This is a genomic window from Vibrio sp. MMG023, from assembly GCF_021654215.1.
In the GTDB taxonomy this organism is placed as follows: domain Bacteria; phylum Pseudomonadota; class Gammaproteobacteria; order Enterobacterales; family Vibrionaceae; genus Vibrio; species Vibrio jasicida.
In genome coordinates this window covers 21,668-42,885 of the sequence record NZ_JAKFZP010000009.1, presented here as the reverse complement: position 1 = coordinate 42,885, position 21,218 = coordinate 21,668, and the positions used below count along the sequence as shown (strand labels likewise).

21 protein-coding genes are annotated in these 21,218 nt (G+C 43.2%); 16 read left to right on the top strand and 5 right to left on the bottom strand.

Annotated features, from left to right (window positions below; genetic code table 11):
* Positions 1 to 63: 63 nt before the first annotated feature.
* From L1076_RS23430 to L1076_RS23415, 4 genes are all read right to left on the bottom strand, one after another.
* On the bottom strand, positions 64 to 1,134 hold the full coding sequence (locus L1076_RS23430) for a ParB family protein (protein WP_237304578.1): 1,071 nt from the start codon (positions 1,132 to 1,134) through the stop codon (positions 64 to 66).
* Positions 1,134 to 2,333: a ParA family protein gene (locus L1076_RS23425; protein WP_237304577.1), complete on the bottom strand. Its 1,200-nt coding sequence runs from the start codon at positions 2,331 to 2,333 to the stop codon at positions 1,134 to 1,136. Before L1076_RS23425 ends, L1076_RS23430 begins: the two co-directional genes overlap by 1 nt.
* A 535-nt stretch (positions 2,334 to 2,868) precedes the next feature.
* Positions 2,869 to 3,147, bottom strand: coding sequence for a hypothetical protein (locus L1076_RS23420; protein WP_237304576.1), 279 nt, complete (start codon positions 3,145 to 3,147; stop codon positions 2,869 to 2,871).
* Between the two features lie 1,281 nt (positions 3,148 to 4,428).
* Positions 4,429 to 5,325, bottom strand: a complete 897-nt coding sequence (locus L1076_RS23415; protein WP_237304575.1) for a hypothetical protein — start codon at positions 5,323 to 5,325, stop codon at positions 4,429 to 4,431.
* A 607-nt stretch (positions 5,326 to 5,932) separates the two neighbouring features.
* On the opposite strand from L1076_RS23415, the gene L1076_RS23410 reads away from it, so the two are divergent.
* Genes L1076_RS23410 through L1076_RS23400 form a run of 3 tightly spaced genes read left to right on the top strand, consistent with a single transcriptional unit; the run spans position 5,933 to position 7,494 of the window.
* Positions 5,933 to 6,412: a hypothetical protein gene (locus L1076_RS23410; protein WP_045384382.1), complete on the top strand. Its 480-nt coding sequence runs from the start codon at positions 5,933 to 5,935 to the stop codon at positions 6,410 to 6,412.
* Positions 6,409 to 7,056, top strand: coding sequence for an isoprenoid biosynthesis glyoxalase ElbB (gene elbB, locus L1076_RS23405; RefSeq protein ID WP_237304574.1), 648 nt, complete (start codon positions 6,409 to 6,411; stop codon positions 7,054 to 7,056). The genes L1076_RS23410 and elbB overlap by 4 nt, the downstream gene beginning before the upstream one ends.
* A gap of 12 nt (positions 7,057 to 7,068) precedes the next feature.
* Positions 7,069 to 7,494, top strand: coding sequence for a hypothetical protein (locus tag L1076_RS23400; RefSeq protein WP_237304573.1), 426 nt, complete (start codon positions 7,069 to 7,071; stop codon positions 7,492 to 7,494).
* Positions 7,495 to 7,515: 21 nt separating this feature from the next.
* Here L1076_RS23400 and L1076_RS23395 read toward each other — a convergent pair whose 3' ends face one another.
* Positions 7,516 to 8,106: an XRE family transcriptional regulator gene (locus L1076_RS23395; protein ID WP_237304572.1), complete on the bottom strand. Its 591-nt coding sequence runs from the start codon at positions 8,104 to 8,106 to the stop codon at positions 7,516 to 7,518.
* A 1,218-nt stretch (positions 8,107 to 9,324) separates the two neighbouring features.
* Between L1076_RS23395 and traA the strand changes: the two genes are divergently transcribed.
* The 13 genes from traA (at position 9,325) to traN (ending at position 21,218) form a co-directional block, all read left to right on the top strand.
* On the top strand, positions 9,325 to 9,651 hold the full coding sequence (traA, locus tag L1076_RS23390) for a type IV conjugative transfer system pilin TraA (RefSeq protein WP_308683802.1): 327 nt from the start codon (positions 9,325 to 9,327) through the stop codon (positions 9,649 to 9,651).
* 18 nt (positions 9,652 to 9,669) lie between these two features.
* A complete protein-coding gene (traL, locus tag L1076_RS23385; RefSeq protein ID WP_104026881.1) occupies positions 9,670 to 9,972 on the top strand; it encodes a type IV conjugative transfer system protein TraL in 303 nt (100 codons plus the stop codon).
* A 9-nt stretch (positions 9,973 to 9,981) separates the two neighbouring features.
* A complete protein-coding gene (traE, locus tag L1076_RS23380; protein WP_104026882.1) occupies positions 9,982 to 10,551 on the top strand; it encodes a type IV conjugative transfer system protein TraE in 570 nt (189 codons plus the stop codon).
* Positions 10,548 to 11,291: a type-F conjugative transfer system secretin TraK gene (traK, locus tag L1076_RS23375; RefSeq protein WP_104026883.1), complete on the top strand. Its 744-nt coding sequence runs from the start codon at positions 10,548 to 10,550 to the stop codon at positions 11,289 to 11,291. The genes traE and traK overlap by 4 nt, the downstream gene beginning before the upstream one ends.
* Entirely contained in the window at positions 11,281 to 12,771 is a 1,491-nt protein-coding gene (locus L1076_RS23370) for a TrbI/VirB10 family protein (protein ID WP_237304571.1), read from the top strand. Before traK ends, L1076_RS23370 begins: the two co-directional genes overlap by 11 nt.
* Positions 12,772 to 12,782: 11 nt before the next feature.
* Complete coding sequence (gene traV, locus L1076_RS23365; protein ID WP_237304570.1) at positions 12,783 to 13,172, top strand: type IV conjugative transfer system lipoprotein TraV; 390 nt, start codon at positions 12,783 to 12,785, stop codon at positions 13,170 to 13,172.
* A 3-nt stretch (positions 13,173 to 13,175) separates the two neighbouring features.
* Positions 13,176 to 15,776 carry a type IV secretion system protein TraC gene (gene traC, locus L1076_RS23360; protein ID WP_237304569.1) on the top strand — a complete coding sequence of 867 codons (2,601 nt, stop codon included), beginning with the start codon at positions 13,176 to 13,178 and terminating at the stop codon, positions 15,774 to 15,776.
* On the top strand, positions 15,769 to 16,128 hold the full coding sequence (locus L1076_RS23355) for a TrbI F-type domain-containing protein (RefSeq protein ID WP_104026887.1): 360 nt from the start codon (positions 15,769 to 15,771) through the stop codon (positions 16,126 to 16,128). Before traC ends, L1076_RS23355 begins: the two co-directional genes overlap by 8 nt.
* Positions 16,125 to 16,799, top strand: a complete 675-nt coding sequence (gene traW, locus L1076_RS23350; RefSeq protein WP_237304568.1) for a type-F conjugative transfer system protein TraW — start codon at positions 16,125 to 16,127, stop codon at positions 16,797 to 16,799. The genes L1076_RS23355 and traW overlap by 4 nt, the downstream gene beginning before the upstream one ends.
* Positions 16,796 to 17,806, top strand: a complete 1,011-nt coding sequence (gene traU / locus L1076_RS23345; protein ID WP_275424175.1) for a conjugal transfer pilus assembly protein TraU — start codon at positions 16,796 to 16,798, stop codon at positions 17,804 to 17,806. The genes traW and traU overlap by 4 nt, the downstream gene beginning before the upstream one ends.
* Before the next feature lie 14 nt (positions 17,807 to 17,820).
* On the top strand, positions 17,821 to 18,177 hold the full coding sequence (locus tag L1076_RS23340) for a hypothetical protein (protein WP_237304566.1): 357 nt from the start codon (positions 17,821 to 17,823) through the stop codon (positions 18,175 to 18,177).
* A gap of 567 nt (positions 18,178 to 18,744) precedes the next feature.
* Entirely contained in the window at positions 18,745 to 19,449 is a 705-nt protein-coding gene (gene trbC, locus L1076_RS23335; protein ID WP_237304565.1) for a type-F conjugative transfer system pilin assembly protein TrbC, read from the top strand.
* Entirely contained in the window at positions 19,446 to 21,218 is a 1,773-nt protein-coding gene (traN, locus tag L1076_RS23330; protein WP_237304564.1) for a type-F conjugative transfer system mating-pair stabilization protein TraN, read from the top strand. The genes trbC and traN overlap by 4 nt, the downstream gene beginning before the upstream one ends.

Here is a 21,218-nt window from a genome sequence, read left to right as displayed (position 1 = left end):
GCAAATGGAAAAAAATCAATCTGTTGGATACTTACTTCCGCAATCCAACAGATTGTTTAGTCGTTACTTATCTTCTAGAACCTTAGCTATCGCTGCATCTAACTTATCTTGCATTTCTTTCGACAATCGCCCGAACTCATAAGAGAAGTTACGCCCCTTCACGCGCTTGCGTGCAAACATGCCTTTGCTATCGAATTGAGCGAGGGGAGTGACTTCCGCTTTGTCTGTCTCTTTCTTCGCTTCTGCGACTTTTAGCTCACCTTTAATTGCCGCGACAATTGCGTCTTTCTGGTCTTCCAGCGAATATTCAGCGTGAATATTGACAAGACTTTTCTCAACTTTCTTTGCAAAGCCAGCAATCTGCTTTTTATCATCACAGGTCTTCATCACCTTATCTAGCAAGGCATAGTCTGGATGTGAAAGGGCATTTACAACTGGAAATAGCTTAACCAGCTTCTCGTCTATGCTAGCCGCTTTCATCGCTTTACTTACACCTGCTTGGCTAAGCCCAACTTGCTTTGCAATTTCAGCCTGAGTAATCTCTGCGTTTGCCGATTTGATGGCGATACATTGTTGTCCAATCTCACGCAGATTGTGCTCTTTCGCCGTTTGTAACTGTTTAGCTAGAACTTTAGCATCACTGACGGAGATTTCGTCCTGAGTGACAAGGATACGGAAAGTTTCGACGCGGCCTTCTTGAAGTAAGAACCAAGCACGGCGGCGAGAGCCATCTAGCACATCAACCTTGCCTTCAATTTCTCGACCTACGGCAGGATAGAATTGTTGAAACTCCAGCGAATTTAGATCAGAGAGGGACTCTGCAGTAAGAAGCGATTGATCGCGTCCATTCACATCGAAAGTAACAAACGTTTCTTCACGAACTTGTTCGTATGACAGTGTCACTTCGTTAAACGTCGCAGTATTACCTGATGCTAGCTGCCAAACCACGCTCTGCCCGATAGATTCAAGACCAAACTGTTCTTGCAAGTATTCAGCGGCATTAGCGCCGGCTTTATCCAATTCTGCCGTCAACTGCTGCGTTAAAGTGGTCAGGTTCGCCTTAGCCGCTGATTGCTGTGCTTCTTGAGAACCTGGTGCGTTACCTAAAGGGCTACCGCCGCGTTTTTTCGCCATTATGCTTGCTCCTGTTCGCGCCACACATTAAGAATGTCACGCTGAATTTGACTGGTTACCTCATACCCATTTTGTTGCGCTGTTTGGAACGTCGATTTACTTTTTGGGTACTCACTCTTCGACATATCAAAAACGGTCGAAAGTAGGGAAGAAGCTTGTCTGATGGCTTCGCTATGTTTGAACTCCTTAGAGTACAAGTAAGGTGCAAAGTGATCGTAAAGACTGTTCATCAACTCAGTTGTGGTCGAGCTGTCACGATGGTTGGTAAGCAGGATCTTCATGAAGTCGTACCCATCATGATTCGCATTGGCCAACAGCGCCCATACTTGCGGAATGTAGCTGAAATATGAACAGGTCGCATCGATGTCGTTTTCCGTAATAGAAAGCGGGAATACCACACTCGTTGCGGCAAAGTAGGCGTTATAAGTCGCGTAGCCTAGTGATGGCGGAGTATCGATGATGATGATATCGAACTCATCTTTCACTGCATCAATGATCTCAGCCAAGATAGAGTAAGGAGATGGCAATTTATTACTGAAGACTTGCTCATGGAACCAACCTTCAATTGCTCGGTCACTCTGCGCCGCTGGTAGAATACGCAAGTTAGGGATGGTGGTTTCTAGGAACGCCTCAGATACCGCTTGCTCAAAAGTTTCGCCTTCATCCAAGTCAAAGTTACGCATAATGAGATCGCCCACAGACAAGTTTCCTTCCTGATCTGCCTCTGGCGCGTAATACATAGAGAGCGTCGCTTGGCCATCCATATCGATTAAGCCTACACGGTACTCTTGATGGAACTCTGTTGCTAAACCAGATGCGACAGTCGCGGCAGACACGGTTTTACCAACGCCGCCTTTCTGGTTTTGAATAACGATGACTTGCGCTGATTGTTGTTCGCTACGCAAGAACTTTGGTTCTTTACGTAATGCCTCTGGCAACAAGTCACGTACACGGTACATTTCTGCAATATCAATCGACCATTGAGAGTCTTGATGACGACGAGGATCAATCTCCGCTGCCGTGACGTATTTATCTAGCGTTTTAGCATCGATACCTAAGTAAGCGGATGCCTCTGCACGGGTAAAGTTGCGTAATTCTTTACGATGATTTGCCAGTAAACGTTGGTTACGGCGCTTAATGTATGCATCAGCACCCTGCTTAAGGGATTGAAAGTGCGACGTTGTTTGTAGGGTGTCCATTTCTGTCTCCATGTAGGAATTAGAAACAGTATATCCCTTAATTTTTAGAGTGTATATATAAAAATGAGGTAATTGTATCTTTTTTGACCTAAATTGTTATTCTAATAAGTTGTACGGTTCTACAAGAAACCAGTCAGATTTTAATAACGGAATAGCACACAGTTTTTAAAACGGAGTCGTGACCAGGTAACTGCAATAACCGCCAACTAAGTGTCATTATTCAGGCTGAATATTGACAAGTGCAGGGGACAACAGGCTCCTTTGTGACTACTCACCACCCTATCGGCCGATGCTTCTTATGTCGTTAGCCGTTGCTCAATAGTATTGAGACTTACGCAGCTTCCATAAACACAAACGACCGTCCAGCTGCCTTTAATTCTAGAATGCCTTTATCACGGATATTAAGAGCGGCATTTAAGTCGCGATCGATATCTGTAGTTCCGTAAGACGGACAATCCCATTTGCGAACCTCTAATTGCGCCAGTCTTTACAGCGCGTGTTGTGCTTCGACATAGGCTCTCGCGCCTTTGTTGAATCATTTTGCACTGAATCGGACGTTAACTTTATTTAAAACTGTATATACGTAATTAGATTTAGAGAACTGCTCCCATACATATCGAGCCCAGTTGCGTGTCGTTGGGAACATGAATCCTTCGGCCTTGCCTGTACACTGGCGACTCATTTTGACTAGCTTGCCGTTCCATCTCATAACGCCAGCCGTCTCTGGCATGTCTTCAAAGTCGTAGCAATATTGGTCGGGATACATGATGCCAACCGAGAAATTCCCATCGCCTCGCGTGTATGTTGTCGCCATCCATTTGTTTTCAAAGTGGTCGCGCGTGTCTACATTAACGCCAATAACTCCGTAATCGAACCCGTTGAATGTTGTTCATTGTTTAGCACTCTCTTATAGGTGCGAGTCATTAGCTGCGCAAGCCGTTGCTGATGCGGAAATCGCCACCGCTAGTAGTAGTTTTTTCATTTGTATACCTAAGTAAATGCTGTGTCGTGTTTAATTAATGCTCTTGTGAGTAGCTTGAGCGATTGCTGCGATTATTAGTGCTGTCATTTTCATACTTCTCTCGATGTTCTTGAGAAGTCCTTTTCAGAAAAGTGTTAATCCATAACACGTATAGGTTGGAAGTCTGCTATCTGATGTTGATAGAAAACATTTGTCGTAATTATAAAGAATGTTTATAAATCCACGCGTTTTAAAGGGTTATTTCTCGCAAATCTCAGGGTCGATTGCCATCGAATCCAAGTAGTGAGACAAGACATCAAAATAATCTTGATAGGGTGTTTCAAAAGATAAGAATGCGCCTATATCTGTAAGCTTGAATGTAGGGCGCTCGCCCTCCGTATCGACACTTGCCCTCGCAATTACCCCGATCACTAACCCTACCTTTTAAGCACTATGTGACGACGTCACTTATTCGGAGCTGTGCGACGAATATTAGAATGCGCTCACGCAGTGAGCAAGAAACATCCTTACAGCATACTCAGAACCTTTTTGTATGCCAGTTTGCCTCCGGCACAAAAATTGCCCTTCGCCTTGCCAGAATGCGCGAGCGTAGCGAGTAAGACTATTCACGGAATCATGCGTATATGTGTTGTGGTTTCCTGTCGTATGACAAAAGAATCTTCCAGCGCAGCCAGCTATCACTCTGTAATTTAATTTTAACATCAGTAGTTAAAGCTGGCTGTGGGGCCCGTCAAAAGCGTTCCTGAGAGTTACGTATATCACTGTTGTTTGATGCTTTTGATGGGAGGTTTCTCTGAGCGAAGCGATGTTTTACTTAAATATTTATTTATATATTTGTTTTTAATACAAAGTCTTAATATGGAGTTCTATAAAGCACGCCCTCTATATTAGGTGCATTTTAAGGTGAAACTTAAAGGGTAGAATGTAAGGGGATCTTTTGTGTGAATAATAATTTTAATGCTTAGAAGGTAGTTTCTTAACGAGAAAAGGGGAGGGAAGGATAAGAATGAAAGAAAAAGCCGGTGCGTAACGTTAGAGAACGTGACATAAATCACTCTCAATTATCAACAGGCGTGCGAAGTCCTCCGCTTGCGCGGATTCAATCAAAGGTAATTAGTGTGGATTGGGATGAAGAGGAAGATACGCTTCAAACACTCGACCTGTAGACTCAGCAATACTCTCAAATTTGTTGGCGTTCAAGAATATCTGTCTGACACCATTAGCGATTTCACGAAAGCTTACCCACGTATGACGTAGACCTTCTTTCATCTGACGCTTACGTGTGGCAACTATGGATTCAGCAACATTACTGTAACGAACAACTTTAAGATCACTAAAGAAACGTTCAGAGAACTGCTTGTAGGCAGGAGCACTACGAACAGCACCTTCACCGTCTTCCATTCGGATATTGATCGCTTCAGAGTGAAAGTAACCCGCTTGTTTTAGGTACTTAATCGCTTTCCCAAATGACTTTGGTGCAATGTACTCACCAAAGCGCAAGGCATAATCTTCTTGCAGTTGATAATAGCTCAGTGTTTTCATGCCAGCTTCGGTTGGCTTACCGACGCGGCCACTTATCATGTCAGTGTTACTTAACAGACAGGCTAAAACCTTAGCAACTAGCTCGCGAGCTTGGCGGTTGCGCATTTCAGATACCCAAACATCTAAAGCAGGGAAGCGGCTTGGATTATCAATAAACTCTTCGCAACCTTTAAGAATTGTTGCGAACTCAAGTGGGAGGTTTATGACTTTCGGCTTTTTCTTATCACGCAATACACGACGCTTTGTAAAGCCAATTTCCAAGTTAGTGAATGCTTTACCCTTTGCTTTAAGTCGAGCCTTCTCTGCTGCCACCGCGTCATGATGGATCTCTATACACTCACGAACTCTTGCTTTGCGATTAGCACGGTAGATAGCGTTGGATTCTTTTCTGAGCTTACGCGCATGTTCATCCTTCGCATCTAGCGCTGGATTGGGAGTGACTTGGCTGAGTGATTCAAAGGACTGCATAGCACACCCCGACAGAACTCAAGCACGAACGTAATGGAGTTACACCATTGACGATATAAACGCTTGAACTGAGAGTATGCTGTGATAGATCGCACCGAGGGCGCGTTAAATTAAACTGTGTCATGTTTTGATTTCCGTAGTTGAAGTCTAATCGGGTGGTAAGTCCGAGTAGTTGTCATAAATGTATAGCGAAAACCGAGAAAGATCAACGATCAACTTCAAGATCTTCAGATACAAAAAAGCCAGACCCTACGGAAGATCTGGCTTCGTTGCTGAATGTTATATACCAAGGTACCACCCTCAGCCACTCAATTGTCCTTAATACACTGCGTAAAACTCTACGCAGGTAGCGTGCTATGCAATGCACTCTGGACACTTAGGATTATAGTAGAACGTGTTTTTAAAAACAACCATACAACCTAAAAAAGTTAACATCTCTTGATTAAAGCAAGCATAGAAACCAGTTTCATATTAATTGGTTATTTATGAGTGTTTTAACCTCAGTTTTATAGGCATTTAATTGCAATATAGAACCCTCTAATTTATCAATTCCACATATAAAAAAGGGATTAACCCTTAAAGATGTCAGTTGAATTAGTACAGGCTTATGAAGTTAAAAATACTTTTCCTATCATTTCTAGCATTTGGGCTGGCTGGTTGGGGCGTCGCTATCACCAAACCAGACAAACTGGATCACCTTTCTTCTTTTATGACTTACAACTACGTGAAGTCAGTCGTTTGGTATCACTCTAGAGGCAAGCTAAAAGAACTAGAGAGTATCATCCTTAATGATGATTTAAGTGATGAAGAAGCTATAAAACGCAAAATCCAGAACATGCTCAAACACCGCACATCTGTTTACTTACGAGAATTTAATTCACTCGACGCTCCAATTCAAAACGTCGGGAACCACTACGAAGAAATGTTCGAGTTCGCGCCATTCTTAAATGACGTTTATGAGGTCGTTTTTTCAAACAAAGATGTTCACCTGAAACTAAGTTTGATTGCTGACATTATGGAGGCGTACCAAACAAGGGCGAACAATCAACTACTTGATCTAATGAATAATAAGGAAGCTAGGTTATGAAAAAAATTGCTGTTGTATTGTCAGGTTGCGGTGTCTTTGATGGCGCTGAAATCAATGAAGCAGTGCTTACGCTGCTGGCTCTTGAAGAGCGCGGCATCGCTTATCAATGCTTCGCTCCAGATAAGCCACAACTCCACACAATCAACCACCTAAAAGGTGAAGATAAAGAGCAAGCTCGAAATGTACTTGAAGAGTCTGCACGTATTGTTCGTGGCAGCGTAAGTGCACTATCAGAGCTGGACGAACAAGATTTCTCAGCGCTCATAATTCCTGGTGGTTTTGGAGTAGCAAAAAACCTATCAACATTCGCTACCGATGGCGCAGATTTTTCCATTGACGTTGAATTTCAACAAGTAATGACCGCCTTTGCGAGCAAGAAGAAGCCTGTTGGTTATATGTGTATCGCACCAGTGCTTCTACCTAAAGTGTATAACGGTGTTCGCTGCACAATTGGTTACGATGAAGAAACAGCAAGTGTAATCAACAGTCTAGGAGGGCTACATGTTGACTGCACTGTAGACAATATTGTCGTAGATAACGATTACAATGTTGTAACGACGCCTGCATACATGCTAGCTGGTAGTATTGCTGATGCTAAAAAAGGTATTGATAAGTTAGTAGAGCAGGTGGTTTCTTTGATTTAGAGTGCTACGCCTATGGAAAACACCTACGATATTCTCTGTACTATTGGAGTAAGTGCTTTTCTTGGGCTTGGGCTGTGGCTTGCTCTAGAGTTTTTACCTTTTCAATCAAATGGAAATGTCACAATAGCGACAACTTTAGAGGAAAAGAAATCTCCAAAGGCAGAACTCTTATTTGATGCATCTCAGAACGCGGTTCTACGTGGACAAGATGAGATATTGAGGATAAAACAGGGTAGTACCAACCACCGTTTTATTAGCTATCTGTTTGAGCATGAAGGCCAAGACATCCCTATTGAGCAGTTATATCAGGATCTCAGGCTGCCAGAAGATACTTACTTAAAAAAGCTTATCGCGAACACTAAGCTACCAAAGGAAATAAGGAGCCAAGCGTTCGTTGTGAGTAAAAGCACAATCCGCTTTCAGACAACTCTCGATTAAAAATGCAGCCGTGAGGCTGCATCATCGTGGGCAAATCGAAGATATAACACGCCCTAAAACATCTACCTTAGAAAGCTGTTGAAAAGTAAGAACTTCGTCTTTCTGACTACCTAAAGATTGCAACCTAACACCGGTTGATGTGAATGATAATCGGCGGATAGACACGAAATCTTGAGTTTTGAAAACGTAAAGTTTGTCGTCTTTATAATGTCGGTCTTCAAGATCGACAATCAACTTACTTCCGTCAGGAAGTATATCCCCCATGCTGTGACCTTCAACCCGAACATACACTAGTCGCTCGCTGTGACCTGAAGGGAGCAGTCGAGCATCAAAAAATACAGATTCATCGCCTTCTTTATAAGATTGAATCGATACCGCAAAACTCTCAGGAACTGGTGTCACTTTTGCTCCGTCAACACCAACTCGCAACCATTCGAAGCTAACATTGTAGTGTTCAGCCAGACGTTTGAGCTTCGCATCCCTAGGTATTATTAAATCTTTTTCCCATTTGTCGACAGTTGTGCCAGTTACCCCTGCAACATGTCCAACATCTTTTTTAGTAAGTCTGTTATTAACTCTTAATTCTTCTAAGCGTTGACCCAGTGTTTTCATAGTTACTCAACTCAAAATAGTCTCCTCAAATTGTAAAGTTATGACCATTCACAAAAACCTCACTAAAACCCTCTAAACATCACAAAGTGAACTTAAAGTTGATCACCAATTAAATTTAAGCTAATTTATAAACACACATACAAATACCTAAGTGACTTGCGAACTAGAGAGCCAAAAGAGGATCTAATTAATTGAAAATTAGGGTTTCTCATAACTTTCTCACTAGTCCGAGAAAACAAAATTACTTCTCAGAAAAAGAGAGCGTGATATGTATCACTGTCTTTTTAGGTATTAAAAGCACTTTATCCGTAGTTTAAATATGAAGTTAAAGTTTGAACTACAAAAATGGAAACTGGTAACTTCCATTTAGTTACACCGCTCTTTGTAAATTCTGGCCATAGGCAGATACTTCGCCGCAACCGAACGTTGGTAAACGTGCCCCACTGCATAGAGGTATCGATGAGGAAGCCCACAATATTCCTCAAACACACCCTGACGATTCGCAACCGTGGCGGGGTTCAGTTTTGCTCTGCGCTGATTAAAGTGAAAGAGCCTTACTTACTGACAGGATTTCGTCTATGACAGTGAAGTTAAAAAGATTCCGTTCGAATAAACACTTACGCAAAAAAACAAAAGTCGATAGAGCTATTAATTTAGCCGGTACGATTTCACGAAAGACCGACCCGCTTCGTCACCTCTACGTGAAGCACTCCCCACAGGAACAATCGGAGAACCAACGTGAATTGTGTTTTTAATGTAAGTAGCGCAAACCCGTGACTAATAGATGATAGCTATGTGTCACGTGTTTGTGCTTACCCGGAATAATCACTATGGCCACAATTCTTATTTCATTGTTAGCGAGTTACAGCAATGGAAAAACAAACCAATACTCCCTTTCTTCTCGTAGCGACTCTCGACGAACTTGAACAGCTACTAGAGCATCCAGAGTTAAAAACGAAACATCTCTACTGTCGTTTCCAAAAGGAGACGTTGCAGCATCACCACTTAATCGCGTTGAAAAAAAGAAGAGTACAGAGCGTTACCTTTACAAGCCCTTACACTATCTATCCGAGCAGTGTTCTAACGCAGCTCAAAGGTTTCGATAACTAACACCATTCCTTTTTCTTCGCTTCCGCTTTTTGTCTTTTTATTCAAAAAGGCGTCAATCGCTTTCGCTCATACATCAATGGCTGAGGGCTTTAATTTAAATGGTCTTATCTGACCTTTACCAAGGAAAATCCTATGAAAAAATCATTTTCAGAAAACAAACGCACTTCTCTTTTCTCTCTTACAGCATTCTTTGCGTTGGTTGCATTTTGTATTGCACACCCTGCATACGCGACGGACTTGTTTGCTGCAGGGAAAGAAACTATCAAAAACACAGCAGGGGAAGACTCAGCCGTAGAAACAGCAATGTTAGCGTCTGGAGCGGTTGGTGCTGCCGTACTAGGTTTCACTACTCGTAACTGGTTAGCGGCTGCGGGCGGTTTTGCGGGCGGCATGATCTTTTGGGAAGTCATTAAACCACTAGTAGGTTTGGCATAAGACAAAGGCGATGATGTTATGGATGATAAAAATTATTTTTTCTCTATCCCAAGACACCTAAATAAAGGGAAAAGCTTGGCGGGATTACCAAGAGACGAGGCAATCCCGGCCTTATTGGTCTTTGTACTGTTCTTTGCGGCGAAGCATTACTTGATAGGACTCATCCTGGCGTCTATCTGGTTCATGGGCTTGCGCTATATAAAAGTTCAATACGGTGAACACATCATCGCCTTATCTCTTTATTGGTGGGGCAGTGCTTCACTGAATAAAAACATCTTCAAACATACCCCTGCTTCTGAGCAGCGTTATTGGCTTTCTTAAGGGCCTAATATGAATCCAAAATACCAAGAAGACATACTCAGGCTGAGCAAATTACTCAACCTCCTTTTAGTAGTAGGTTTTGTCGGAAGTCTTGTTGTGAGCGTTGTGTTAGCAATCGCTCTAAGTAATGTATCGTCCGAAAAAAGTCGGACTCTCGTACCTCCTAGCATTTCGAGAGCATTTACGGTTTCCGATACCACCGTTGATGCTAGTTATCTGCACATCATGGGGGAATACTTTTTGAATCTAAAGTTGAACGTCACTCCCGCTAACGTAACCAGACAATACGGTTTATTGCTTGATTACGTTCCTGCAGATAATTGGCCAAGTGTGCAACCTACGCTGGTGAAAGATGCAGAGAATCTTCGAAAGCATAACGCTACCAGTCGATTCGATGCACTACCTGACAAGACACACATTTCATTAGAATCGATGCAATTTAAGCAAACCGGAAGCTTAGTCAAAACGGTAGGCGACAGAACGTTACCACCTGAACAAACAACTTACATTGTTCAAATGGCCTATATCGATGGTGAGATTGTACTCATAGGCATTAAAAAAGAAGGAGTAGGACAATGAAAAAATGTCATGCTTTGATCGCGATTTTACTGGCTCTTATGAGCCAGTTTTCGTTTGCAACCAATGTTCCTAAAAACACATTCCCATTTGCTGACGGTGACACAATTTCAGTGAAATTATCGTCAATCAATATCAACCGAATTTTAGTTAAAGGAGACAAGATAACTAACATTACTTGCCCTGATAAGTTTTGTACTGCAACCGGAGTACAACACGATAAGAACGGCTCCATATCGTTAAAGCTCAACGTGGCGTTACCTTTTACCGCTCATGTTCTAACGCAAAAGGGACGCTTGTTCGCTTTGTTTATCAATCCTCAAAGCATCCCTTCGGTTATCACTGAGTTTGTGCCTACCGATATACACTTATCACAACCATCTGTATTTGAGCGAGAGTTCGATTACCCTACAGCGATAGCAAACTTTACCAAAGCAATGATGCTATGGAAAAAAAATGGCACTCCTATTTCGGGCTTTAGTGTCCATCCTGTCGATCCAACATCCCTACCAAAAGACCGCAGCAAACTGCCTATCATTCCGAAGACTATTTTCGTTGGTAAGGACTATTCAGGCATCATCTATGAAGTACAAAACAAAGCAGAAGAAACCGTCGAACTCACTACGGCTCAGTTTTATAGCTATGCAGCTCGAAGTGCTGCTCTTGATGCTTACGAGTTAAAACCTAACGAGAAAACCTACCTGTACATGGTTACGGGGGGAGGGGTGAGCGATGTTCGATAAATTTAAAAAAGCCGTGTCTCGGGATGTCGATGGTGATTTTGAACAAGGCAGTATCGTAAATCAAAAAACATCCTCACGAAACATGTTGGTCACTACCGTTGTATTCATCTTGCTTGGGGGATTGGCCGCAGGAATATACAAATACACTAGGCCATCGGCTCCCCCCCAAGCGCCGCAAGCACCTGTGGAGTTTGGAGCCATCATCGAACAAGATTTTGTTGAAAAGGATAACCAATCCGCGCTTTCAGCTCAGCAAAGTGAACTGGCTGAAATGAAACAAAAAATGCAAAAGCTAGAATCGAGTTTTACCAGACATAAAGACAGTACAACGAGAAGAATAGCCGACGCTAAAGAAGAAACAAAGCGAGCAGTTGCACAAGAAATGCAAGAACGAGCTGCCGCAAGAGAAAAGGTTTTAGAGGATAGAATAGCAGAACTCGAACGAGGTCAAACGTTCCCTCAGAACAGCGTTATTACTCCTAATTCTAACACGGTCAATTCACCTGAAACGTTTGGTGAACGAAAGCTGCCGCCTCGACCAACGTCTTATTCAAACGATAACCCGGACATCAATCACATGCAGTATGCCCCTTCTGAACAAACACTGTTTAGAAGCGATTCTTTTGATAGTCACAATTTTTCCTGGGTTAGCGAAGAAGATACTTATCGTAGAACGATTGATAACTACGTGCCAACAGGCACTTTCGTTACTGCGATAGTTACAGGTGGTGCAGACACAAACGCTGGGGTTCTTGGCCAAGGAGATACGACTCCGGTGGTGTTCCAAACTTTCCATGAAGGCATATTGCCAAATGGTCAAAAATCTAGGTTGAACGACTGTACTATCACGGCTTCGGCTTACGGTGAAATATCGTCAAGTCGAGGAATAGTGAGAACAGATCGCTTGAGTTGTATTTTTGAAAACGGCGACATCTTAGACGTAGCAGTAAAAGGCACTGCTTTTAATTTTGGACGTAATGGCATACGTGGCACCACGATATTGAAAAACGGTGAAATCGTTCAAATGGCGGGGATTGCGGGGATCTTAACGGGTATAGGTGAAACCGGGGAAGCCTTGTCCCAAACCACTTCAACATCAGCACTTGGCTCAACATCGAGCGTCACTGGCCAAGATGCGGCATTGAACCTATTAGGCAATGCGACATCAAGTGTCGGTTCAAAGTTATCTGATTACTATATCGGCTTAGCTGAGCTCTATCACCCTATCGTAGAAATTAACCCCGGCGCTATCGTCAATATCGTGTTCTTAGAAGGATTCTCTTTAGATCCGGTAATGGCAGAAGAATACGAGCGCCAAGCAGCAGAACAGGAACTAAGAAGCAGTCAATCAAACGCTTATTTAGATGTGATTGGCAACGTGAGCAATGTTCCTAGCGTTGAAGTTCCTGTTAATCCGTTGGCAAATGACCTTGTAGGAGCGGGTATCCAAGTACCTGAAACTCCTTTTGGACGCAAATAAAGGAAATGATCATGATTAAATTATCTGTGGTTTTTCTCAGTGTATTACTGCTTGGTGGTTGTGCTGCCGGGCTAGGAGAAGATTTTAGCTGTAAGAAGGTAGGCGGTGTTCCGGGATGTACCTCAATGGACGAGATACGTAACAATATGGGGCATTATACAGCCCTGCCAAAAACGAATGCGAACGCAACGACTAAAGATGTTGCGCCCAATAGTTTCGTCACTTTACCAAGACGTGATCGACACGGTGAACCGGTTCGAACACAAGAAGAAGTGAAGAAGGTGACAACATTCCCATTTCGAGACATCAACAAACATTATATCGATACACTCGACATCTATTTCGTTTTAGATGAAAGCCGTTGGACTGGCCGACCAGCTCGAGCCATTTGGGAGGACTAGGCCATGTTGCTTAATTTCTTCAAAAAACCCAAAGAAGGATCGCTCACAGCGTTCTACCAAGATGTTAGAAAACATCAGAACCACTTTCATCATGAGTTGCCGTACCGAAATTTTGACAATGAAGAGGGGATATTCCAAAACCGTGCTTCTCACGGCCTTGGGTTTAAATTGGCCGTACTCAGTGGTGCGAACGATGAGCTCATACATTCGCTTAATAAGTTGGTTTGTGAGTTACCCCAAGGCGACAAGTGGGATTACCAATTGTCTTTATTTGGTCACAACAAAGTTGCTCATTACATCGATGCCAATGCGGAGTTAATGAGCAAGCGAGGGGGTATATGTAAAAGCCTAGCAGCAAGGGAAGCAGAATACGCTAAGTTCGCTGCAAGTGAAGGGTTCTTTCACAAGCAACGTCACCACTTTGATTTGCGCGATTATGATGCTTACTTTTTTGTATCAACCACGACCAAAGACGACGAAGCGTTGATCGAAGTACGCGCTTCCATCGAAACCGCTTTTCAACAATTAGGTATCGATGTTCAGAGGTTAACGCCCGAAGGTCTGCTTACATTTACCGGGGATGTCCTGAATTTCGACGCTGAGCAAGAAAGGCCAGTTGAGCGGAGCTACAACCCTTATGATCCATTAAACAAACAAGTGATGTCTCCCGATACTGAGTTGTTGATACGGCGCAATCACGTGGCCATTCGTCACACAAACCATTATGGCGAAGACACAAAAGGCCGAGCAGTATGTATGGGGCTGTTAAGAAAGCCTACTGATTATCGTCTGTATGCGCTGCCTGAATGTTTCGCTTCAATACGCAACATTGCCAGACACATGACTTGCCCTCATTTGCTTACCATTAACTTCCGCCAAGAGGTTACGGGCGGCTTTGAGAATGAGAATAACCGGAAAATTGCGGATCTCGTTAAGACGGTAAATTCGTCTTTAAAAATGTTTGTTCCCACTGCGGGAGACGAATTAAAGGAGCGGCAGGAATTACAAAAAGGATTAGCAAGTAAGGACTTCACGATAAGCTCAATGGTGTTAAACCTAACCTTGTTCACTAATGAAGGTAAACAAAGACGTGATGTTCAAGCAGCGAAAGAAGCGTTTTCAGCCACAGGGGTAGACGTCATGCCTCAAGTGATGCTGCAAAGCCAAAGTCTATTAACTGCTTTGCCTTTCACAATGAGTGAAGGGCTTTGGCGGGACTGCGGTGTTGTAGGCAAAGTCCATTCAATGAAAAGTTCTAACCTCGTAAATTTTTTCCCGATAGTCCTCGACGTTAAGCGACTAACAGGAGGTTTATTGTTGCCAACAATGCGAGGCCAAATTTCATTTTTTGACCCATTTAACTGCGGTAGTGACAACAAAAATATTGCTTTAACCGGGGGCTCTGGTGCGGGTAAAAGTTTCCTGGTGCAGAACATCGCGAAAGCCGTGTACGGTATGGGTGGAAAATGTTGGATTCTGGATAAAGGTGAAAGTTACAAAAAGCTCACACTAATGCTTGGCGGCACTTATCTCGACCACAGACGCATATTCCTCAATCCATTTACGCACTTAGGTAAAGTCGTAGAGACAGCGAAAAATGCAAAGGATGAATTACTCTTTGTTGAAGATAACGGCGAGGTGGTCAGTGTTGACCCAATCAAAGAAGCACTGAGTAACATCACTGCTTTATTTGCAACGATTGCATCACCTTACCAAGCACTTGAAGGTTATCAAATGGCCGTCTTGGGTGACGCTATTATTGCAGCCTGGGAAAAGAAGCAAACCGAAACAATAGTAGACGATGTTCAAGCTGAATTGTTCGAGTTAGCCGAGAAGCATGATAACGATAGACGCATCCGTGACATCGCCGTGCAACTTAACAAGTACTGTAAAGATGGCATTTACGGTGACACTTTCAATAAACCGTCAATGCTCGATCCAAACATCGACATCACCACACTTGAACTTGATGGCTTTAATGAAGACGTATTGCGACCTGTTATCTTTGCTTTGATTGTTTCCATCAACCAACAAATGTATCTGTCTGGCTCTCGCTCTAAACCTAAGATGTGCATCATTGAGGAAGCTTGGAGTTTGATGAGCGGCACTAACGCACAGACACGAACCTTTATTAACACAGGGTATCGTACTGCTCGTAAGTTCGGCGGTTCATTCTGTACCGTTACACAAGGCATTATCGACTTCTTTGTAAACGAAGAAGCTCGAGCCAGTTATGACAATTCAGACATTCACATGGTGCTTAGACAAGGCGATGGATTTGATAAATTCATGACCGAACACCCTAAAGCATTCAGTGAAATGGAAGAACGGATCATAAAAAGCTTCCCACGTGCGAGCGACGCAGGTTATAGCTGTGTTCGCATTAAAGCAGGTGGTGACGTCTCCTATCATCGAATGTTCTCAGACCCATTTTCCCGAGCTTGTTTAAGTACCGAACCTCATGAATTTGAGTTTTGTGAAAAGCTAATGAATAAGGGAATGCCCCTAATGGAAGCCATAGAATGCACAGCAGAGCAATTTTATGGTGATGAAATCAGGGAGTTTGAACAAGCATTAAAAGCCAAAGGAAAGTCAAATGATTAACCTCAAAAGCAATTTTATAGTTGTCGTATTTGTTATGAGTATCAGCATGACAACCTCATTTTTTACTTATCTTTTTTTAAGTTATAACTCACCAACCTTTGTCACTTTTAACGTCAAAGGGACTTTAGATCGTTATCACCAAGAGCTAATAAAAAAGGGACTTAATGTTGAAGAACAAACCATCAAGCTCACAGAGTTTTCAGAAATCATGCTTGAGACGGTGGATGATTTTCATAGAGAAACTAACTCGGTTGTGTTGGTTGATGCAGCAGTGGTCGGCGGTGCTACCGATGTATCGCCGCAGATACAAACACTCATTGTTGAAGCTTGGAAAAACAAGGGGAAACCATGAAAAGCAAAGCAGCAATAATTGTCACTTTCTGTATGGCGGTCATGTTTAGCCCTCCCATGACCGCGAAAGATTTAGGGCGAATAGGCGCTACGTTTCCAATTGGTGAAGTCGATATGCTTAAGTGGATTGACCAAAGACTGAGAGGATTCGAAAAGTCTGGCGAATTGGCCAGAATGCAAAATGAATTTTCTCAGCGAGTGAAACAAAGTGTCAAAAACCCTAAACCGTTAACCCTTCAACCCACAACCTCCCCCAACACATTTCTTGTTGACCCAAGCCTAACATTGGCAAAAGACCTGAAAGACGCGCACGGTAACGTATTTGTCAAAGCAGGAACGCGCATTAACCCCTTTGACACTGGAACTTGGCCAGAACACGCGCACAGGTATCAGTTCGAGTATTCGCATGTATTAATGTTCTTTGATGCACGTGACGAACAACAAGTTGCATTTGCACAAACGTTCCAAAGTGAAAAACCCATCAAGTGGATACTGACTGGCGGCAGTCCCAACCAGATAGCTGAAACATTGAATACTCGTGTTTACTTCGATCAACAAGGAATGTTAACCCAAAAGATGCACATCAAAGCCGTACCTAGCTTAGTTGAGCAATCCGGTACCAACTGGAAGGTCACTGAATTTGATGTCAGTAATGAGGTGTTATCACCATGAACAGGAAAGCGTATCTTTTACTATTGCTAGTATCGGGGCTTAGTTTTATGAGTACCCCGGCTAGGGCAGGAGCCACATGTGCGGGACACTTTATCAATCCAATATCTGATATATGTTGGAGTTGTATGTTTCCCATGACATTGGGCTCAGTCCCGTTAATCCCTTCGAACTACCCCGACACTCGTAACCCAAGTATGCCAATTTCATATTGTCCGAAACCGCCTCCGATATTCATGCAAATTGGGTTAAACATTGGTTATTGGGAACCTTACGCATTAACCGATGTGACGAGAGTCCCTTATTGCATGGTGAATATGGGAATGCAACTAGGCGGTGCGAACATGCAACGCATTGGAGGCCGAACAACATCAAGAGAGGCAACAAGCAGTGATGGTGGGTTTTATCATGCACATTGGTATAAGTACCCCGTTATCTATTGGCTCCAACTTATCCAGTCGTCAGCGTGTATGGCCACCGATGTTTTTGACGTTGCATACTTAACTGAAATAGATCCACTTTGGGATGATGATGAACTCTCATTTATCTTAAATCCCGAAGCGATTCTTTTCGGTAATCCCATTGCTCAACTCGCTTGTGTCCCGGAAGCCATCGCAACCACTAGTAATTCGGTGCTTCCTTTTGATGCCTTGTTTTGGTGTCTAGGTTCGCAGGGTAGCGCGTATCCCTTAACAGGGAACACCAACTACCGCGACACCCCAATACAGGCGGGGACATTAATCATGGAGCGATTAAATTACAAACTTCATCGTCAGGCCATTGTGTGGGAAACCAGTGGTGAAGACGGTGCGGTTTGTTATCAATACCCAACCCCAATCCTTCCCAAATCCCGTTATCGCTATCAAATGAGTGCGCCATATCCAGATGCAGGATGGTGTCACCCTTACACGACAACCACCTCTATTTGGGAAATGGGGCATGACAATCCTACTACTGGCGACAACTTTGGTTATGTTCAGTGGCGTAAGCGCAACTGCGTTTTCTTATAAAGGGAATTTGCACGATGAAAATAATTAAGATGTTTTTGAAAATCATAACCATTGTACTAGGTGCCTCATCACTTATAGCTGTTGGTCAGGTTGGTCAATTCGCTACTTCCTCAAACGAGTTACGAAGCCTAACAATTGCGAACTGGCAAAAAAATCATCCAGAACAGACGACTGTAGTACATCAGTTTACGAAAGAGTGTTTAAACCGATCGAAGGAGCGGTTAGAAAAACCACCAATAGAGCCTATTTTACTTATCACGATTTACGACTGTGGCAAGGATCTAGGCTTAGCTGAACTAATGCTCGAATTAGAACAAAGTGATCAACGCTTAACCAAGTTGGCTTGGCCATTGTCTAGTTTTGCAAATTGAGCTCGCTTTAGTCTGCTATATGCTCGCATGTAGAGACTAAAGGAGTACCACGTTTACGTGGATTCATACTCAAGAGAGGCACTTATGATATTGCTTATCAAAAATGTACGAGATTCCAATAACCCGCTTAGTCCTGTAGATGCCGTTACTTTCAAGGTGGTTTATGGTGAACCAACACTTAAAGAAATTAGTCACCTTTTAAGCGCCGAAGTATCCCCTGTCCTTGCCTTGGCCTATTCGTTAGAGACATTAGAAGGACACTTTTACACAAACCCAAGACAGTGTGTCCAAGGAATGAGTTTTAGCACGGAGGAATACCGTGAAGCTTATTACGAATGAACCTACCCCCCACACTCAACAAATCTTAACCATTCATAAGCACGCCACCTTATTCATCAAAGCCCCGGACGGAACTCAGTTCGCAAGGTTCTTCGCACCTAAAGGTGGTTGGACATCATTGGATTTATGGCAAGTTCACCAACTATTCCCCCCACAATGGAGAGAAAAGAACATTGATTTTTTTCTTGGTAACCACTGGATAGGGAGTAATCATTTTAAGGAATAACCATGTTTTACGCTCGCTCTATACTTACGTTGTGTGGAGTCTTATTTCCACTCTTAAGCCACGCCACACTAGGTTACACTCAAGAAGAATTACAAGCCTTCGCCCAACGAGAACAACAAGCCGCCACCTCGCTTCCTCCCTCTGAAATTCAACAAACCATTAAAGCTCAGCAAGATATTTCCCCTCAGTTTATCGACCAAGCGAAAGCTCAAGCACGTTACTGGCAAAAGCAATTAGACCCGAAGCTACTGCAAGGCGCTATTGATATTCCTTCGCCTTCACGAAACCCAAATGCAGCCCCAACAGGTGTCATGGTTTTTGTGTCGTTAACCATGCCAGAAAACAGCCTTAAAGCTCTGTTAAAACAGAGTGAAATTTGGGGAGTCCCTTTAGTTATTCGAGGTGTCCTTCCAGAAGGGTTTGCAGCTACAGCAGTTAAGATCCAATCGTTGTTACAACAAGGTCAGCAACCACCATTGCAAAGCGGTTTTGCTATTAGTCCTGAATGGTTTGAGACCTTCGATATAAAGGAAGTGCCAACCTTTGTCGCTGTAAAAGATGGGCGGTGTTTACCGAAGCAGCCTTGCAACCATAACGACTACGACATTGTGAGAGGAAATGTATCTCTTCCTAATGCTCTTGAGCAATTAGCAAAAGGAGATAACCCGGACGTTGTATCTCGAGTCTTACGAAGGGGGAAAGAATGAACCTTATTAGATTTGTGCTTTTATGGTCAATGGTGGCCAACGTACACGCTTCGAATCTGACCATTACGGATCAGGAAAAGCAATATAAAGATCATCTTAGTTGGGCTAAAGGAGCTCAACAAACCACTCCATCCAAATTAGATGTGAGCGATTATTGTGCTGACACTCAATGCGTCAACCAAGTTCACAACCCGCCACAAAAGGGAATGAGTGACAGCGCGATTAATAATAAGAAGACTGCCGAGTTTTACTCAAACGACACCGCAAAGGCCGTTCAAGACAACTTTAATAAAGGCCGTCCCGACGTTGAAAACGACCTTGATTATGAGTTTGCGCTTATCGGCCAAGAACATGCTTACGATATTAGTCATGGTCTTTCTAATCCGTATGTTGATTGCAACACTGGTACACAGTGTTTAGCGGAACAGACGACCAAAACATGTAAGGTATCAACGAATGCACAAGTTTCTTGTCATGAAACACCTTTTGTAAAAGAGCAAATTGAGACGTCAGGTTCGGTTAGCTTTACGCATTATGGTTTTACGCCAATTACGTATCAGCTCCCCGAGGGAGTAACGACCATTACTGGCATCGATTTCCCAAAAGTACTGACTTGCCAAGGCTTAATGTGCTTTGCGAACAAGGGGGTATTTTTTCGAGTCAATTCCACTATTGTCCACTCAGAACCTTATGACCCTTCAAAGTATCCATCTAACTCAGAGAAAGCACGCTGCACGTCAGGCGGGACAGGGAAGTGGTGTTTTGCCAATTACGCGCCATTTTCCAAGCGCTTTGAACTGCCAATTTCAAAGAACGTTTTAATTGATTTCGATAACGACTTTGGCTTGTTTGAAGGGCAATTTACCGTTCACTTCAAACAGAAAAAGAATGTCATGGCTTGGCGAAATACTTGTTCATCCTTGCTACCAGAATGCAAGCAGACACAACGGATTTGTGTGGAGGAGGGAGAAACACGAACCATAAACGGTGTATTAACTTATCTGCCATGTTGGAAATATCAGATCAATCATCAATGCGATGTTGGTAACAACTGCGATGCGCTTGCTTCATGCACTGAAAATAGCCGCTCATGCAGCCTTAAGTTAAATGGGATCTGCATACAGGAATCGGTTTCCAAAACGTGTGAAGTCAAGAATTGTACTCAGACCAACATGCAATGTGGTGAAGTCTCATTTTGTCTTGATGGTGATTGCTACGACGCAACACCACAAAGGTCGAATGACTTCAACAAGGCCGCATCCAATTTAGCCGCATTGAACGAAGCCGCAGAGGGATTAGGTAATCCACCTAAAATCTTTACGGGCAAAGCGATGCGTTGTACTGACAAGGCGTTTGGTTTTGCTGATTGCTGTAAGGATGGCGGTTGGGGAACCAGTATAGGTCTCGCAGAGTGCAGCGAGGAAGAGAAAGCATTAGGCCAAGCAAAAGAACAAGGGATCACGATTTATCTCGGCTCTTATTGCGCGAGTGAAGTACTTGGTTCTTGTACTCGCAGAAAGAAAACCTACTGCACATTCGATAGTAAGTTAGCTCGAATTGTTCAAGAGCAAGGCGTTCGAAAGCAATTAGGGATCAGTTTAGGTAGTGCGAAAAATCCCGTGTGCGGTGCAATCACGCCCGAGCAACTTCAAAACATCGACTTTGAATACATAGACTTCTCTGACTTCTACAGCGATATGCATGATAACGCTGACCTACCTTCCTCGAAAGAAATCCAAGACCGTCTACAAAGCGCGTATGGAGATTAA

Coding starts and splice junctions, on each gene's coding strand:
- L1076_RS23430 (WP_237304578.1), bottom strand. CDS start 1,134: ATGGCGAAAAAACGCGGCGGTAGCCCTTTAGGTAACGCACCAGGTTCT.
- L1076_RS23425 (WP_237304577.1), bottom strand. CDS start 2,333: ATGGACACCCTACAAACAACGTCGCACTTTCAATCCCTTAAGCAGGGT.
- L1076_RS23420 (WP_237304576.1), bottom strand. CDS start 3,147: ATGGCGACAACATACACGCGAGGCGATGGGAATTTCTCGGTTGGCATC.
- L1076_RS23415 (WP_237304575.1), bottom strand. CDS start 5,325: ATGCAGTCCTTTGAATCACTCAGCCAAGTCACTCCCAATCCAGCGCTA.
- L1076_RS23410 (WP_045384382.1), top strand. CDS start 5,933: ATGAAGTTAAAAATACTTTTCCTATCATTTCTAGCATTTGGGCTGGCT.
- elbB (WP_237304574.1), top strand. CDS start 6,409: ATGAAAAAAATTGCTGTTGTATTGTCAGGTTGCGGTGTCTTTGATGGC.
- L1076_RS23400 (WP_237304573.1), top strand. CDS start 7,069: ATGGAAAACACCTACGATATTCTCTGTACTATTGGAGTAAGTGCTTTT.
- L1076_RS23395 (WP_237304572.1), bottom strand. CDS start 8,106: ATGAAAACACTGGGTCAACGCTTAGAAGAATTAAGAGTTAATAACAGA.
- traL (WP_104026881.1), top strand. CDS start 9,670: ATGGATGATAAAAATTATTTTTTCTCTATCCCAAGACACCTAAATAAA.
- traE (WP_104026882.1), top strand. CDS start 9,982: ATGAATCCAAAATACCAAGAAGACATACTCAGGCTGAGCAAATTACTC.
- traK (WP_104026883.1), top strand. CDS start 10,548: ATGAAAAAATGTCATGCTTTGATCGCGATTTTACTGGCTCTTATGAGC.
- L1076_RS23370 (WP_237304571.1), top strand. CDS start 11,281: ATGTTCGATAAATTTAAAAAAGCCGTGTCTCGGGATGTCGATGGTGAT.
- traV (WP_237304570.1), top strand. CDS start 12,783: ATGATTAAATTATCTGTGGTTTTTCTCAGTGTATTACTGCTTGGTGGT.
- traC (WP_237304569.1), top strand. CDS start 13,176: ATGTTGCTTAATTTCTTCAAAAAACCCAAAGAAGGATCGCTCACAGCG.
- L1076_RS23355 (WP_104026887.1), top strand. CDS start 15,769: ATGATTAACCTCAAAAGCAATTTTATAGTTGTCGTATTTGTTATGAGT.
- traW (WP_237304568.1), top strand. CDS start 16,125: ATGAAAAGCAAAGCAGCAATAATTGTCACTTTCTGTATGGCGGTCATG.
- traU (WP_275424175.1), top strand. CDS start 16,796: ATGAACAGGAAAGCGTATCTTTTACTATTGCTAGTATCGGGGCTTAGT.
- L1076_RS23340 (WP_237304566.1), top strand. CDS start 17,821: ATGAAAATAATTAAGATGTTTTTGAAAATCATAACCATTGTACTAGGT.
- trbC (WP_237304565.1), top strand. CDS start 18,745: ATGTTTTACGCTCGCTCTATACTTACGTTGTGTGGAGTCTTATTTCCA.
- traN (WP_237304564.1), top strand. CDS start 19,446: ATGAACCTTATTAGATTTGTGCTTTTATGGTCAATGGTGGCCAACGTA.